Here is a 15,250-nt window from a genome sequence, read left to right as displayed (position 1 = left end):
TATTATAGCTTTTAACGATATAGGAATGATAGGTGAAAACGAATGGATACGGTGGACATGGATAAAAGAGCGCTAAGGATACTGGAGGGCTGGGATCCGTTCTCGATCGGCATGGGCCAATACAAAGCAGAAGCGGTTGATGTCATCGGCAAGTTGCACGATATCGACCATCCGTCAGATTTAGCAAAAGCGATCCAAGGAATATACGAATCCTCGTTCAAGCGATGGATCCCGCTGGAGAAATGCGTAGAAGTTTCCTATAAGCTGCTCGCCGTAAAGTATGAAGCGAAACACATCATTTGAAAAAAGCGAAAATAAAAAAGCTCCGGCAAATTGCCGAAGCTTTTTTATTTAGTTGTTTCCAGTCCGTCAAGCAAGTTGGAAGCAGGAACTTCGAGTGCATTCGAAAGCACAAGGATCGTTTGGACGGAGGGAACTTCTTCGCCGCTTTCATAGGATTCCAGACGTGCTGTGCCGATGCGTGTCTTTAAAGACAAGTCATCGAGCGACAGGTTGCGTTCTTCCCGCAGCATTTTCAATTGGGTGTGCAAATCTTTTTTCAAAGCCATACACTCCTTTTCATAAAGACTTCCTTCTAGCTCTATCATACCACGCGGGAGTGTTTTCTTGCATAAAGAGTTGTGGCATTTTTCGAACAACGGGCTTAAGAGAAAATGTCAATGATGCCGTTGATGAAAACGACGATAATCGCGATTGGCGCCACATAGCGCACAAGCACGCGCCATACTTCTACCCATGCCTGTTGCTGCGTCAATTCATCGTGCGCATTTTTATTGGTCAAAACATATCCAGCAAATAGCGAGATGAACAAAGCGCCGAGCGGCAAGCCGATGCGGCTCGTCAAGATGTCGACAAAGTCGAAGAACGTATAACCGAAGAATACCGGATTGCTCATGACGCCGAACGATAGAGCACTTGGTATGCCGACAACAAAGATCGCGAGGCCGATGATGAATGCCAGGCGGGGGCGGCGGTCGTATTTGTTTTTCACTGCGATCGAGACGGTGATCTCAAGCATCGAGATGGATGAAGTCAAGGTCGCGAACAATAAGAGGATGAAGAAAATGATAATCAGGAATTGCCCCATGAACAATTGGTCGAAAATGGCCGGCAAGATGATGAAGACAAGCCCTGGCCCCTGATCCGGCAAGTAATCAAGTGCGAACACTGCAGGGAAGATGATCAGCCCGGCCATGATGGAAATAACAATGTTCAACGACACAACACTGACTGCAGAACGCGTCAAATTCTCGGATTTCTTCAGATAAGACGCATAAGTGATCATTCCGGCGACGCCGACGCTCAAGGAGAAGAACGCTTGGCCGAGAGCGACAAGTGCCGTTTCGAAATTGAAGAACGACCAGTCAGGCACGAACATAAAGCGGACGCCTTCCATCGCCCCGTCGAGTGTCAATGAACGAATCATCAAGATGACGAAGAAGATGAGCAAGGCCGGCATCATGATTTTGCTGGCGCGTTCAATACCGGCCTTAATGCCGCCTTGGACGATCCAAATGGTCAATCCCATGAATGCCGCTTGCGCGATCAGCACTTCCCATGGATTGCCGATGATGCCGCCGAACAACTCGGCGAAATCCGCATCACCCAGTCCCGACAACTGCAAAGTGACGGCACGCACTAAATACGATAGCACCCAGCCGCCGACTACGCTGTAGAAGGAAAGGATCAAGAAAGAAAAGATAAATCCGGACCAGCCAATCATATACCACGGCTTTCCGGGTGCTTGTTTTTTGAGTCCGCTAACGGCATCTGCCTGTCCGCGGCGCCCAATGACGAATTCAGCAAGCAGAATCGGCAGACCGATCAAGACAGTGCTCAAGATGAACAGCAAAATAAAAACGCTGCCCCCGTTCGCGCCGGTTTCGTATGGGAACTTCCAGATCGCCCCGAGGCCGATTGCACTGCCGGCTGCTGCGAGTATGAAACCGATCTTGGACGTCCATTGTTCACGTGCTTTCATAATTGGTTCCTCCTAAATCGATTAGATTTCACTATTTTACACGAGCCCTCCAGAAAAAAATAGAATTATTTAAAAATGCATTGAATTTCTTCTGTATAATAGAAATAAAAGGAAATTCACCAGAAAGAGAGCTGATGGGGAGATGGATAAAAACAGCAATCCAGTAAGCGGGAATATTCGAAACGAAGACCGGGAAATGAATCAGCTGGCGGAGGAACTCAGGCGATTTGCCTACCAGAACGGCATGGCGGCTGACAAAACGAATTCGTTTTTCAAGCGTGTCCAGGATCATGCCGACAGTGAAGGGAAAAGCGGCAATCGAGAGTTGAGACTTTACCGCGCCGCTGCATCGGAATTGGCGCGGAATCCCGCTCTGCATAACGACGGAAGCGCAATTGGTTTTCAGGAAGACCGGGAAAGCCACTTGGCGCTGCAATCGTTACCGCTTAGTGAGCGAATGGCTGTCGTCCTGTATTTGGTCAACGGCTATGAATTATCGTTTGCGGCACAGGTGCTTCACATTGATGAACGGGAGCTAATGGAACTAATAGACAGCGCAAAGCATAAATTAGCAGAAAAATTATCCATAGAGGACCCTCAAGAACTAACGCAGCGACTGCAATTCCTGGAGAAATCCATTAAGCGGATCAAGCTTCCGGATAGGGAAGCGCCGATTGAAGAAAATGCATCAGCTGACGAACGGCAAAAAGAGCCAGTCCAGAAAGTGAAAAAGCCGGCCATTTGGCTTGTCGCGGCATCGATTGCCTTGCTGGCAGGAGTAGTCGGAAGCTCTTTTTTCTTCGATAGCTTCCGTCTGCCTGCTGCATCGGAAGCATCAGAAGGTCAGCTGACACAGGAAATGGCAGATGAAACGGAGCAGCAATATGCGGAGGTGAGAGAAAATGCGAAACAACGCCTCGGGTTGGAAGAAGGGGAATTTGCCGAGTTTGCCTACGTCGCTGATGCGGACCAAGCAAAAGACAAGCTGTTCAGCCGCAGCCATCTGCAGCAGCACAAAGACGATGCGGAACTTTTCGCTCAACAGATGGAACAGTTGATCTGGATGATTGAAACGCCAAAAGGAATGGCCGAATCCTTGGCAAAATCGGGCCATATGCCAATCGATGAAATGGACCGGTTTATGGTGTTGTATTTCGCGAAAACAAACGAACTGCAGGCCTTTGCAGAAAACATTTTAAAAAATAACGAAGATCAATTGCCCGCGGCATCCGCTCATTACGGCGAGCCGCAGCTTTTAATAGAAGAGATCCCGGGCGCATCAGCTGAACTGGAACAATTGTTAGCCGCCTGGAGGGAATACGGGCTGCGCTTCCGTCTGGCGGATCCTGACAGGATGCATTTATTGGTCAAGGATACCGAATCATTGCAGCGGCTTCCTCAATTCCAGACGCATCCGTTTGCGGGTATGTATATTGAACTCTTTACATTTTATCCCTATTTTGATGAGCAGGGCTGGCTGGTGGAGCCAGTCCAACTCTCTCAAGAATTCTACAAAATGATCTACCTATTGGTCGAAGAACCGACTGAAAGCGGACTTAAAGCCGATATCGAAGTCATGTATGAGCAGACCGTCTGGCAGATCACCAAAGGTGCAGAACAGGAAATTTATACAGACGGTGTGGTCAAACCTGAAATTCGCAAACTTTGGAAAATGCTGACCACCTTCGATCCACTAGCGGCGATCCTGCTGCCGGTGATTGATGAAATGGAGGATAGCGGCTGGCAGCAATCCGATTCCCTGGACAATTTGGAATACGGAGACAGCCTGGCGATTCTCAAGTTGGCACAGCAAGGAGCGTTAAGTGAAACCTTGCCAAACGGCGATTTTCAAGTGGAATCGGAATTGGTGGACTTGGCGGATTTTGATTACGATCGCGTCAAGCAACTGTATGCGCACTTCAAACAATCCTATGACATGAAATTGCTCGCCGGCGTGCAGCCCTTGGACATCTACTTCCTTTATTTTTACGCCAATCACGAAAAAGATCCGGAAACGATGTATCATCTGTTAGCGGACAGCGAACTCAAGCCAAGCCTGGAACAGTATATGGCTGATTGGGAGCAGATTCCTGAACTGTCGGAGAATGCACTATGGGTTGAAATCCAGCAAGAAATGACGCAGCGCATCTCCAAAAAATTGATGATCCAGCCGGCAGTGGCATATGAAGAGCAGGATATCGGATTCCACCGGTCCAATCCGCTTCAGCCGGCATTGGTGACTGAACGTGACCAGACATGGCTGGTCCAATATGAGCAGCAGGAATTTTCGCAGGGCCCAAACCCGGAGCTGCAGCAAGAGGGCTTTGAGGCTTATGAATCACTCGCGAACAATGAAAAACTGCCTGCGGATACCTCACCGCTTGTCGTTGCTCATGCATTGCTGCACGCAATCGACAATGAAAACACAACGGTCGCCAATGAGTTGCTCCAACCCGGCATTGAAGAGAGGGACAGGGATTTTTGGCGCAATTTTGCCGGTAGCCACCAAGCGGCTGGATTTGAAAACTTGACCAGCATGATGTTTGCAGCGACGGATTTGAACATCTTCGGCCAAGTGGACGCCAATTTGCAAATCGGTTATGAAACAGACGGGACTGAATCCTGGTACGAGCAATTGGAGATGACTTTAACACCCGATGGCTGGCGATTCGAGTTGTATCCTAGTTACTGATTTTACTCTTATACGCAACCTGTGCTATAATATACAGATGCCAATAGGTGTACAGTAATTTAGATAAAGACTAGGAGCGGTTAACTATGACAAAAACGTATCAAGCAGGGGATAAAGTCTCCGGCAAAGTAACAGGAATCCAGCCATACGGTGCATTCGTTGCACTCGACGACCAAACACAAGGACTTGTCCACATTTCAGAAATCACGCACGGTTATGTGAAAGAAGTCAGCGAATACTTGTCTGTTGGACAGGAAGTAGACGTGAAAGTATTGGACGTCGATGATAAATCGAAAAAAATCAGCTTGTCGATCCGTGCCTTGCAAGAACAGCCGCCGGCAGCTCAAAAAAGTGAAAAGCCGCGTCAATCTCTTCAGTCTCATGTAAACGAGAGCGACTCTGAAGGCTTTAACACATTGAAAGACAAAATGCAGGAATGGATCAAACGTTCTGGCCAATAAGACAGCAGTAAAACGCCCAATCGACATTACGTCGATTGGGCGTTTTTTTTGATTTTCCGCAGCCGGTATTGAAGGTTCTGGCGGCTCATGCCGAGTGCCTGGGCGGCTTTTGTCACATTACCCCCAAAAAGGTCCATCGCCTTTTCCAAATAATACATTTCCGCTTCTTGCAAGTACTCTTCCAGCGGCAGTAGATCCTTGTCGGAGCGGACCAGGAAATCTTCAGGTTGCAATGAGCCGCTTTGCGTTTTCAACTTGAAATGATGCGGCAGCATAGAAGCCGTCACCACTTCCTGTGTCGTGACGAGTGATGTGATTTCATCCAATAGCAATTCGAGTTCTTTCAAGTTCCCCGGCCAGTCGTAGCTGAGGAATAACTTCTCCACTTCATCCGACAAGGAGCGAATGACCGATCCGACGTTCATCCGGTGACGGGAGAAATAATCGTCGACAAACGGCAGAATGTCTTCTTTCCTGCGGCGCAGCGGCTCGACTATGATGGTCATCGCCGAGAAAAAATAATACAAGTCTTTCACCAATGTATTGGATGAAATCAATTCGACCGGATCATCCCCGACGCTTGCCACAAAATAACAATCGCCTGCCGCATGCCGTTCGACGACTTCAAGCAATTGGATCTGCAAGGCGCGCGGCAACAGGTCGATGCGCTCACAATAAATCGTGCCGTGCTGCATGCGTTCGATTTCCTTATCCAATTCATCAATCAAACGGCTATCGGTGCCGTGGCAATACAAAATATGCATCGGAAGCTCGGAAGCATGGGCGGAATGGATGGCTTCTGCAAGCAGCTCTTTTCCGGTACCGGATTCACCAACCAATAACACCGGCAGTTTCGCGGCTGCGGCTTTTTCTGCACGGGCAATGATATTTTTCATGCTCGCGGATACGGCGGTCAAGCTCGCGAACGTAATCGGTTCCTCGTACTTTTTCAATGGTTGGTAAATGACCCGCTCCAAGGTCGTCACATCCCGCGCGAGCTCGATTGCCCCGATTAGCACACCTTTTTCGAAAACCGGATAACTATCATTGATGGTAGTTATCTCTTGCCCTTTCCGGTTCCAGTACGTTTGCTTGATGTTCAATATCGGCGTGCCGCTCGTCAGAACTTGCAGCAAGGTGCTCTGTGTTTGGTCAAAACGGAACATCTCCAAAAGCGACCGGTCGGTTAATTCCTGGAAATCGAAGCCTTCGATTTCCCGCATCTTGCGATTGTATAAAATGGTTTTCCCTTTGCTGTCGATGGCGTGTATCCCTACAGCCACATGATCTCCAGCGAATTTGTAAAAAGGGGCCAAGTCTATTTGCGCATCGTTCATGGCCATCACCTCAAAATTATTTTGACTTTTTAGATTAAAATACTTGAAAAACGCAATAATCTTTTGCATTATTATAAGTGGAAACAGATTAAGAGTGCAAATTTTTTTTGCGCTCGCTCAATTATAAGGAGGATTCCCAATGATTCCCTACAAACATGAACCATTCACAGATTTCTCGATCGAGGAGAATCGCAATGCATACTTGGAAGGCCTGAAAACGGTTGAAGGATACCTCGGCCAGGATTACCCGTTGATCATCGGCGGAGAACGCGTAACGACTGAAGACAAAATCGTTTCATTCAATCCGGCGGATAAAGAAGAAATCGTTGGGCGCGTCTCCAAATCAAATAAAGAGCTCGCAGAAAAAGCCATGCAAGAAGCGGACGCTGCATTCAAAACATGGAAAAAAGTGAAACCTGAAGTGCGTGCTGATGTCTTGTTCAGAGCAGCAGCGATCATTCGCCGCCGCAAGCACGAATTCTCGGCACTACTCACAAAAGAAGCTGGCAAGCCATGGAATGAAGCAGATGCAGATACTGCAGAAGCAATCGATTTCCTAGAATACTACGGCCGCCAAATGCTGCGCCTAAAAGACGGCATGCCAATGGAAAGCCGCCCTGGCGAATACAACCGCTACGACTATATTCCGCTCGGCGTCGGCGTTGTCATCTCTCCGTGGAACTTTGCATTCGCGATCATGGCGGGCACGACAGTTGCAGCGATGGTAGCAGGCAACACGGTACTCTTGAAGCCAGCTTCAACAACTCCAGTTGTCGCTTATAAATTCATCGAAGTATTGGAAGAGGCGGGCATGCCTAAAGGCGTCGTCAACTATATTCCAGGACCGGGATCTGAAGTCGGCGACTACTTGGTCGACCACCCGAACACGCGCTTCATTTCATTTACAGGTTCAAAAGAAGTCGGCTTGCGCATCGCAGAACGTTCTTCTAAAGTAAACGAAGGCCAAATCTGGATGAAACGCTTGATCGCTGAAATGGGCGGGAAGAACACGATGGTTGTCGACAACAATGCAGACCTCGAGCTTGCTGCACAATCCATCGTCAAATCTGCTTTCGGCTTCAGCGGCCAGAAATGTTCTGCAGGATCACGTGCGGTCATCGTCGAAGATGTCTACGACGAAGTACTTGAGCGTGTTGTGGAATTGACAAATGAACTGACGATCGGCAACACGGTTGACCAGTCGAACTTCATGGGCCCTGTCATCGATGGAAACTCCTTCAAGAAAATCATGGATTACATCGAAATCGGCAAAGGCGAAGGCCGCCTAGTTGCAGGTGGAGACGGCGACGATTCAACAGGATTCTTCGTGAACCCAACGGTTTTCGCTGACTTGGATCCACAAGCCCGCATCATGCAGGAAGAGATCTTCGGCCCGGTTGTCGGCTTGATGAAAGCAAAAGACTTCAAAGAGGCGATTGACATCGCCAACAACACAGAATATGGCTTGACTGGTGGCGTCATCACCAACAACCGCGAGCACCTCGAGTATGCACGTGACGAATTCCACGTCGGAAACTTGTACTTCAACCGTGGCTGCACAGGCGCAATCGTAGGTTATCAGTCATTCGGCGGATTCAACATGTCCGGTACAGATTCAAAAGCAGGCGGGCCGGACTACTTGGTTCTTCACATGCAAGCACAAACAACTTCTGAGATGTTTTAATTATTCATTTAATGGTATAATGATGCACAAAAGGCAGACTCCGTGTCTGCCTTTTTTTAAAAAAGGTACCGTTAAGCGCATTCAGCTAGATGGGATACTTCATTAGTCTCTAAGGCTCAGCGGGTCTCGCCTTAATTTAAGGAGGAATTTGGAATGACACAAACACAGTCAATCATTGAAAAAACAGAACAGTACGGGGCAAAGAACTACCATCCACTGCCAATCGTCATCTCGAAAGCGGAAGGGGTATGGGTAACAGATCCGGAAGGCAACAAATTCATGGACATGCTCTCTGCCTATTCCGCAGTGAACCAAGGCCACCGCCATCCGAAAATCATCCAGGCGTTGAAAGACCAGGCCGACCGCGTGACTCTCACGTCGCGAGCTTTCCATAACGACCAATTGGCGCCGTGGTACGAAATGATCTGCAAAATTTCAGGCAAAGAAATGGCCTTGCCGATGAACACGGGAGCAGAAGCTGTAGAAACAGCTATCAAAGCCGCTCGCCGCTGGGCATACGACGTAAAAGGCGTCGAAGAGAACAAAGCGGAAATCATTGCTTGCGAAGGCAACTTCCATGGCCGGACGATGACAGCTGTGTCGCTTTCATCAGACCCTGAATACCGCAGAGGCTTCGGCCCGATGCTTCCTGGCATCAACATCGTACCGTTTGGCGATTTAGACGCATTGAAAAATGCCATTACGCCAAACACTGCAGCCTTCCTCATCGAACCGATCCAAGGCGAAGCTGGCATTATCATGCCGCCAGAAGGTTTCTTGAAAGCAGCGCGCGAACTTTGCCGCGAAAACAACGTTTTGTTCATCGCTGACGAAATCCAATGCGGCCTTGCACGTACCGGCAAAATGTTCGCTTGCGAATGGGAAGGCGTAGACCCGGATATGTACATTCTGGGCAAAGCACTTGGCGGCGGAGTATTCCCGATCTCTTGCGTCGTTGCAGATAATGAAGTACTCGGCGTGTTCAATCCAGGTTCCCACGGCTCCACTTTCGGCGGCAACCCGCTAGCGTGCGCCGTATCCATTGCTTCCATGCAAGTCATCCAAGATGAAAACCTCACGGAACGCTCGCAAGAACTCGGCACTTACTTCATGGATGAACTGAAAAAACTCGACCATCCTGTAATCAAAGAAGTCCGTGGACGCGGCTTGTTTATCGGAATGGAATTGACTGAAGCTGCGCGTCCTTACTGCGAACAGCTGAAGGAACTCGGGCTTTTGTGCAAAGAAACGCATGACACAGTCATCCGTTTTGCACCGCCATTGATCATCACGAAAGAAGAGCTAGATTGGGCACTAGAGCGCATTCACCAAGTGTTCACAAAATAACAATCGGTGTGGCAAATGGAAGTATGCCATGTTACACTAGATGCGAGTAATTACTAAAATACAAAGAGGCGAAACTAAACAATGGCTGAAAACTTGAACTTGTTGACGTCAACGCAGGATGTCATTAAAATTGCATTGGATAAACTTGGATACGAAGATTCGATGTATGAACTTCTGAAAGAACCGATGCGGATCTTGGAAGTGCGTATCCCGATCCGAATGGACGATGGGAAAACCAAAGTGTTCACGGGATTCCGTGCGCAGCATAACGATGCTGTCGGTCCAACTAAGGGCGGAGTTCGCTTTCACCCTGATGTGAACCGCGACGAGGTTATCGCGCTTTCCATGTGGATGACATTGAAATGCGGAATCGTAGACTTGCCATATGGCGGCGGTAAAGGCGGCATCATTTGCGACCCGCGCGAAATGTCCATGCACGAAATCGAAAAGCTGAGCCGTGGCTATGTACGTGCCATCAGCCAGATTGTCGGGCCGAACAAGGACATCCCTGCGCCGGATGTATTTACTAACTCGCAAATCATGGCCTGGATGTTCGACGAATACAGCAAGATTGACGAATTCAACTCACCAGGATTCATTACAGGTAAGCCGATTGTGCTTGGCGGCTCGCAAGGCCGCGACAAAGCAACTGCACAAGGCGTCACGATCGTGATTAATGAAGCGGCGAAAAAACGCGGACTTGACATGAAAGGTGCACGCGTCGTAATTCAAGGATTCGGCAACGCGGGAAGTTTCTTGGCGAAATTCCTTCATGATGCAGGAGCAAAAGTCGTCGGTATTTCGGATGCGTATGGAGCTCTGCATGATCCAGAAGGCTTGGATATCGATTATCTTCTTGACCGTCGCGACAGCTTCGGGACAGTCACAACACTTTTCGATAATACGATTACCAATAAAGAATTGTTCGAAATCGACTGTGATATCCTGGTGCCAGCAGCAATCGCCAACCAAATCACAGAAGAAAACGCCTATGATATTAAAGCTTCTATTGTAGTGGAAGCTGCAAATGGGCCAACTACAGCTGAGGCTACGAAGATTCTGACGGATCGCGGAATTTTGCTCGTGCCTGACGTACTCGCAAGTTCTGGTGGCGTAACAGTGTCTTACTTCGAATGGGTGCAGAATAACCAAGGTTATTACTGGACACAGGAAGAAGTCGACGAGAAGCTCGAGAAGAAATTGGTGGAAGCTTTTGAGAACGTATACAATGTAGCAACGAACCGGAATATCGACATGCGCCTTGCTGCATATATGGTCGGAGCAAGAAGAACTGCAGAAGCCTCGCGCTTCCGTGGATGGGTATAAGAACCAACCGCTCGGCTGAGGCCGAGCGGTTTTCTTGTGCTCAATGTTTTGCTTTTTGAGAAGTGAAAATTCATAATGAAAACTGAACGTATTTCGGAGGAGGAGATTAGATGAACGCATTTTCATTTTATAACCCAGTCAAATTGATTTTTGGCAAAGGGCAATTGGAAGCATTAAAAAATGAGGTTCCAAACTATGGCAAAAAAGTATTGGTCGTTTACGGCGGAGGAAGCATCAAGAAAAACGGCCTTTACGACGAAGTTATGGCCACGCTAAATGAAATGGGCGTCGAAATCCATGAACTTTCTGGCGTAGAGCCAAACCCGCGCCTTTCGACAGCAAAACGCGGGATTGAGATCTGCAAGCAGGAGAACATCGATATGTTGCTAGCAGTTGGCGGTGGTTCTGTCATCGATTGCACAAAACTCATCGCAGCCGGAGCAAAATACGATGGCGACGCATGGGATTTCGTCACACGCAAAGCCGCGCCTGAAGAAGTATTGCCATTCGGAACAGTATTAACATTAGCGGCAACGGGCTCTGAAATGAACGCCGGTTCTGTCATCACGAATGAAGAAACAGAAGAAAAATACGGCTGGGGCAGCCCGTTGACATTCCCGAAATTCTCCATTTTGGACCCAACGTACACGAAATCGGTACCGCGAGACCATACAGTTTATGGCGTAGTCGACATGATGTCGCACATGTTCGAGCAGTATTACCACAACGCAACGAACACGCCAGTGCAGGATCAAATGATCGAAGGCGTATTGCGTGCGGTCATTGATACAGCGCCAAAGCTAATGGAAGACCTTGAAAGCTACGAGCACCGTGAAACCATTCTATTCGCCGGCACTATGGGACTCAACAACTTCTTGCAGATGGGTTACAACGGAGACTGGGCATCCCACAATATTGAGCATGCGGTCTCAGCGATTTATGATATTCCACATGCAGGAGGCCTAGCGATCCTATTCCCTCAGTGGATGCGCCATAACGTTCCGGTCAACCCGTCAAGATTCGCGCAAATGGCTGTTCGCGTATTCGGCGTCGACCCATCAAACAAATCCGAAGAACAGATCGCAAACGAAGGAATCGACCGTCTCGTTGAATTCTGGACATCAATTGGAGCTCCAAGCAGCCTGAAAGATTACGATATCGACGATTCCCGTTTCTCGGACATCGTTGACAAGACACTCGTTTACGGGGAATTCGGCAACTTCAATAAATTGAACGGGGAAGATGTAGAGAAAATCCTACAAGCTTCGCTATAACATAAAAAAACCCCGATGCATCATGCATCGGGGTTTTTTTATTCGGGTTTCTTCAATGAATCAGGGCGCTTACTAACATGTACCCAATGTTTTTCGCCATCATCTGCATCGAGTGATACGATTACATCGTCCACGCTAGGCTGGCTCAAAATAAGTTCAGCCAAACGGTTCTGCAACTCGTCCGCTTCTTTGACGGTTAAGTTAGGATCTACCTCCACCAAGGTTTCAACATGAAGAAATTCACCCTCTTTGACTACTTCCAGTTCACGGATATCTTTGACAGAAGGCCGCTCAGAAAGAAGATGTGCAATATGGTTGACCATCTGTTCATCAGTTTCTCCGATGACCCCACGTGCATTATCTAAAAAGATTTTGGTAACGACGTAGAACATCATCAAACCAATAGCGATCGATGCCGCGCCTTCAATTTGAAGGAATCCAGTGTAATGGGCAATCAAAACAGCAACTAATGCAAGGACACCGCCAGAAGTTGCAACTAAGTCTTCTAAGAACACCAGTTTTGTAGCTGGTTTTGCACGGTTTAAATGAGTAAAACTTGTAGTAAGGGGAGCAAGGGCGCCGCCTTTCACGCCAGCTTCATGTAGAACTTCTTTACCGGCTTTATAGAGAACAAATAACTCAAGTAAAATGGCAATTGACAGTACGACAACACTGATTATAAAACCTTCTGCTTCGATCGGATGGGTCATCTGATGCCAGCCTTCACGAATGGTTTCGTAAGCCATGATTCCAACTATCAAAACTGCTGCAAGCAATACTAAATTCAGCAGACGGCCAAAACCATTAGGAAAACGTTTAGTAGGAGCTTTTTTTGATAAGGCAGAGCCGATGAAAACAAAGTATTGGTTCGCCGCATCCCCGATCGAGTGCATCGTTTCGGCAAACATGGCGACATTTCCGGTAAAAGTGAAGGCGACGCCTTTCATAATTGCGATAAACGTATTGATTAATGCAGCATAAAGAGATGGTTTATTTCCTCCCTTTAACAATCCGAAAAATTCGCCCAAATAAATTCCTCCTTCAATTAATCATTTCGATATCCACTTGCTTCACGCAATTAATAGAAGAAATCTCGCTATACAGTTCGATGGTTTCTTTTTCTTGTGCGTAAGACAAGCGAATCGAAAGTTTGTGGTGCAAATTTCCATTTTCCTGCTTAGGGTGAAGAATGGACAAGTCTTCAATAGTCATGCCACTGTGCTTAAGCTCTTCTAAAACTTCACTGATAGCATCCTCCCCGGTAACATATACGGTGAGTCTCGCTTCTGTTTGTCTCAAACGTTTAGGACCGAAACGGAAAAGAAGAGGGGGAATCACTTCAATCCCGATCAGAACTAGCAAGACCGCGGTCAATGCTTCGATGTAAAAGCCAGCGGCGACTGCGATCCCGATTCCGCCTGATCCCCAAATCATCGCTGCCGTCGTTAATCCCGAAATGGAGTCATTTCCGCGCTTCAAGATAACTCCCGCGCCTAGAAATCCAATTCCTGAAACAATTTGTGCTGCAAGCCGGAGCGGATCCATTGTAATATTTACACCATCGTTGCTGCTGGCTTCTGCGATATAAGCCGATTCTATTGAAATAATGGTCAATAAACAACTGAATGTGGCAATGACCATACTTGTCTTCAACCCCACAGGCTTCCTTTTTAATTCCCTTTCTAACCCTATCACTAAACTTAAAACGGCAGCGATCAATAATTTCATGAATGTTTCGAATGAGGAGATTTCAAGTGCGCTGAAAAATTCCAAGATCACAACCTCCATTTCACTTCGCGGTTGAATATAGAGCCTGCAAATGGCAAACTGTAAAGTGATGTTAAAATTAATGCAGCATGAGGTGCTTAATGGAAAAACCTATGATTCATCCTTATATACCCATTCTTATCGGAGTTATCTCTGTAGCGATGTCTGCAATCTTCGTAAAGATGACTTCAGCTGATGCTGGCGTCACAGCTTTTTACCGGATGTTATTTTCTATTCTATTAATGTCCCCAGTATTCCTTTACAGCTATTTACCCGAAATAAAGAAACTAAATAGAAGGGATTGGGTATTTTCAGCGATCGCTGGCATTTTTTTAGCTTTCCATTTTATTCTTTGGTTTGAATCACTCAACTATACATCTGTAGCGAGTTCCACTGTATTGGTAACATTACAGCCTCTTTTTGCATTTGCAGGAACATACTTCTTTTTTAAGGAGCGCCTTTCTGCAAAAACTTTAATATCTGGAGTAGTCGCGATAACAGGGAGCGTTGTTATTGCTTACGGTGACTTTCAAGTAAGCGGAAGTGCGTTGTTCGGTGACATTCTCGCGCTAATTGCTTGTGCGCTGATTACTGCATATTTATTATTCGGTCAAGATGTGCGTAAGCGATTATCTTTAGTAACATATACATTCATTGTGTATAGTTTCAGTACTATAACGCTATTTTTCTATATCATTGCAAAAGGAGAGTCGTTTGGACCTTATCCTAAAGAAGAATGGATGTGGTTCCTTCTATTAGCTCTTATTCCTAATCTTCTTGGACATACGTTATTTAATTGGGCAGTGAAGTGGGTAAGCACGAATGTAATTTCCATTGCTATTCTATTTGAGCCAGTTGGTGCAGCAATTTTGGCATATTTTATACTTGGAGAACTCGTTAGTAAATCACAAATTATTGGTGGAAGCATTGTGATTGCAGGGTTGTTATTTTTTGTTACTGATTATAAAAGAATTAGAAAAATCTTTTTTCGAAAAAGCGCTTGATTTTTTCAAGCGCCCGGTATATAGTAATAAATGTCCTCGAAACAAGCGGATAAAAATATTTCGAAATAGTATTGACATCGAGTTTTAAACAGGATATAGTAATCAAGTCGCCAAAACAAGGCGCACAACATGAACCTTGAAAACTGAACAGCAAAACGTCAACAATACAGCCGCGAGTGATCGCGGCAAACTTACTGATCAGCTTCGGCAGATCAAAGCGAATCGCGCGTCTTCGGACGGCGATACGCCAGCAACTATTGAGCAATCAATACTACTCTATAATGGAGAGTTTGATCCTGGCTCAGGACGAACGCTGGCGGCGTGCCTAATACATGCAAGTCGAGCGGAGATGTTGG

Annotated in this window: 13 protein-coding genes and 1 rRNA gene; 9 read left to right on the top strand and 5 right to left on the bottom strand. The window is 47.0% G+C overall.

Going from position 1 to position 15,250, the window contains the following annotated elements:
- Nucleotides 1–42: 42 nt before the first annotated feature.
- On the top strand, nucleotides 43–303 hold the full coding sequence (locus AB9R92_RS02970) for a DUF1871 family protein (protein WP_370668038.1): 261 nt from the start codon (nucleotides 43–45) through the stop codon (nucleotides 301–303).
- 44 nt (nucleotides 304–347) lie between these two features.
- Here AB9R92_RS02970 and AB9R92_RS02965 read toward each other — a convergent pair whose 3' ends face one another.
- Both AB9R92_RS02965 and AB9R92_RS02960 read right to left on the bottom strand, forming a co-directional pair.
- Complete coding sequence (locus AB9R92_RS02965) at nucleotides 348–563, bottom strand: helix-turn-helix domain-containing protein (RefSeq protein WP_171900955.1); 216 nt, start codon at nucleotides 561–563, stop codon at nucleotides 348–350.
- A 101-nt stretch (nucleotides 564–664) separates the two neighbouring features.
- Nucleotides 665–2,002, bottom strand: coding sequence for a sodium-dependent transporter (locus AB9R92_RS02960; RefSeq protein ID WP_370668037.1), 1,338 nt, complete (start codon nucleotides 2,000–2,002; stop codon nucleotides 665–667).
- A 196-nt stretch (nucleotides 2,003–2,198) separates the two neighbouring features.
- Between AB9R92_RS02960 and AB9R92_RS02955 the strand changes: the two genes are divergently transcribed.
- Both AB9R92_RS02955 and yugI read left to right on the top strand, forming a co-directional pair.
- Entirely contained in the window at nucleotides 2,199–4,694 is a 2,496-nt protein-coding gene (locus AB9R92_RS02955) for a hypothetical protein (protein ID WP_370668036.1), read from the top strand.
- Between the two features lie 86 nt (nucleotides 4,695–4,780).
- Entirely contained in the window at nucleotides 4,781–5,155 is a 375-nt protein-coding gene (yugI, locus tag AB9R92_RS02950; RefSeq protein ID WP_112233499.1) for a S1 domain-containing post-transcriptional regulator GSP13, read from the top strand.
- A 26-nt stretch (nucleotides 5,156–5,181) separates the two neighbouring features.
- On the opposite strand, the gene AB9R92_RS02945 is transcribed toward yugI, so the two are convergent.
- On the bottom strand, nucleotides 5,182–6,492 hold the full coding sequence (locus tag AB9R92_RS02945) for a sigma 54-interacting transcriptional regulator (RefSeq protein ID WP_370668035.1): 1,311 nt from the start codon (nucleotides 6,490–6,492) through the stop codon (nucleotides 5,182–5,184).
- Between the two features lie 139 nt (nucleotides 6,493–6,631).
- Between AB9R92_RS02945 and pruA the strand changes: the two genes are divergently transcribed.
- The 4 genes from pruA to AB9R92_RS02925 all read left to right on the top strand — a co-directional run bounded on the left by pruA (nucleotide 6,632) and on the right by AB9R92_RS02925 (nucleotide 12,123).
- The gene (gene pruA / locus AB9R92_RS02940; RefSeq protein WP_370668034.1) at nucleotides 6,632–8,176 is read left to right on the top strand and encodes an L-glutamate gamma-semialdehyde dehydrogenase; all 1,545 of its coding nucleotides are present in this window, start codon (nucleotides 6,632–6,634) and stop codon (nucleotides 8,174–8,176) included.
- 153 nt (nucleotides 8,177–8,329) lie between these two features.
- Complete coding sequence (locus AB9R92_RS02935) at nucleotides 8,330–9,523, top strand: ornithine--oxo-acid transaminase (protein WP_370668033.1); 1,194 nt, start codon at nucleotides 8,330–8,332, stop codon at nucleotides 9,521–9,523.
- 81 nt (nucleotides 9,524–9,604) lie between these two features.
- On the top strand, nucleotides 9,605–10,849 hold the full coding sequence (locus AB9R92_RS02930; RefSeq protein ID WP_370668032.1) for a Glu/Leu/Phe/Val family dehydrogenase: 1,245 nt from the start codon (nucleotides 9,605–9,607) through the stop codon (nucleotides 10,847–10,849).
- 110 nt (nucleotides 10,850–10,959) lie between these two features.
- Nucleotides 10,960–12,123, top strand: coding sequence for an iron-containing alcohol dehydrogenase (locus AB9R92_RS02925; RefSeq protein WP_370668031.1), 1,164 nt, complete (start codon nucleotides 10,960–10,962; stop codon nucleotides 12,121–12,123).
- A 38-nt stretch (nucleotides 12,124–12,161) separates the two neighbouring features.
- On the opposite strand, the gene AB9R92_RS02920 is transcribed toward AB9R92_RS02925, so the two are convergent.
- Both AB9R92_RS02920 and AB9R92_RS02915 read right to left on the bottom strand, forming a co-directional pair.
- Nucleotides 12,162–13,151: a cation diffusion facilitator family transporter gene (locus AB9R92_RS02920; protein WP_370668030.1), complete on the bottom strand. Its 990-nt coding sequence runs from the start codon at nucleotides 13,149–13,151 to the stop codon at nucleotides 12,162–12,164.
- Nucleotides 13,152–13,164: 13 nt separating this feature from the next.
- Nucleotides 13,165–13,896: an MgtC/SapB family protein gene (locus AB9R92_RS02915; protein ID WP_370668029.1), complete on the bottom strand. Its 732-nt coding sequence runs from the start codon at nucleotides 13,894–13,896 to the stop codon at nucleotides 13,165–13,167.
- Nucleotides 13,897–13,991: 95 nt separating this feature from the next.
- Here AB9R92_RS02915 and AB9R92_RS02910 point away from each other — a divergent pair, with 95 nt between their 5' ends.
- Together AB9R92_RS02910 and AB9R92_RS02905 are read left to right on the top strand one after the other, a co-directional pair.
- Nucleotides 13,992–14,894, top strand: a complete 903-nt coding sequence (locus AB9R92_RS02910) for a DMT family transporter (protein ID WP_370668028.1) — start codon at nucleotides 13,992–13,994, stop codon at nucleotides 14,892–14,894.
- Nucleotides 14,895–15,172: 278 nt separating this feature from the next.
- Nucleotides 15,173–15,250: ribosomal RNA gene (locus tag AB9R92_RS02905) — 16S ribosomal RNA — on the top strand; the annotation flags it as partial.

The organism is Planococcus sp. SSTMD024, from assembly GCF_041320495.1.
Lineage (GTDB): Bacteria > Bacillota > Bacilli > Bacillales_A > Planococcaceae > Planococcus.
The sequence above is the reverse complement of the archived record's forward strand: the minus strand, read 5'-3'. Positions and strand labels throughout refer to the sequence as shown.

Excerpts from the sequence above, each read along its gene's own strand:
- AB9R92_RS02970 (WP_370668038.1), top strand. The coding sequence starts at position 43 with ATGGATACGGTGGACATGGATAAAAGAGCGCTAAGGATACTGGAGGGC.
- AB9R92_RS02960 (WP_370668037.1), bottom strand. The coding sequence starts at position 2,002 with ATGAAAGCACGTGAACAATGGACGTCCAAGATCGGTTTCATACTCGCA.
- AB9R92_RS02955 (WP_370668036.1), top strand. The coding sequence starts at position 2,199 with ATGAATCAGCTGGCGGAGGAACTCAGGCGATTTGCCTACCAGAACGGC.
- yugI (WP_112233499.1), top strand. The coding sequence starts at position 4,781 with ATGACAAAAACGTATCAAGCAGGGGATAAAGTCTCCGGCAAAGTAACA.
- AB9R92_RS02945 (WP_370668035.1), bottom strand. The coding sequence starts at position 6,492 with ATGAACGATGCGCAAATAGACTTGGCCCCTTTTTACAAATTCGCTGGA.
- pruA (WP_370668034.1), top strand. The coding sequence starts at position 6,632 with ATGATTCCCTACAAACATGAACCATTCACAGATTTCTCGATCGAGGAG.
- AB9R92_RS02935 (WP_370668033.1), top strand. The coding sequence starts at position 8,330 with ATGACACAAACACAGTCAATCATTGAAAAAACAGAACAGTACGGGGCA.
- AB9R92_RS02930 (WP_370668032.1), top strand. The coding sequence starts at position 9,605 with ATGGCTGAAAACTTGAACTTGTTGACGTCAACGCAGGATGTCATTAAA.
- AB9R92_RS02925 (WP_370668031.1), top strand. The coding sequence starts at position 10,960 with ATGAACGCATTTTCATTTTATAACCCAGTCAAATTGATTTTTGGCAAA.
- AB9R92_RS02910 (WP_370668028.1), top strand. The coding sequence starts at position 13,992 with ATGGAAAAACCTATGATTCATCCTTATATACCCATTCTTATCGGAGTT.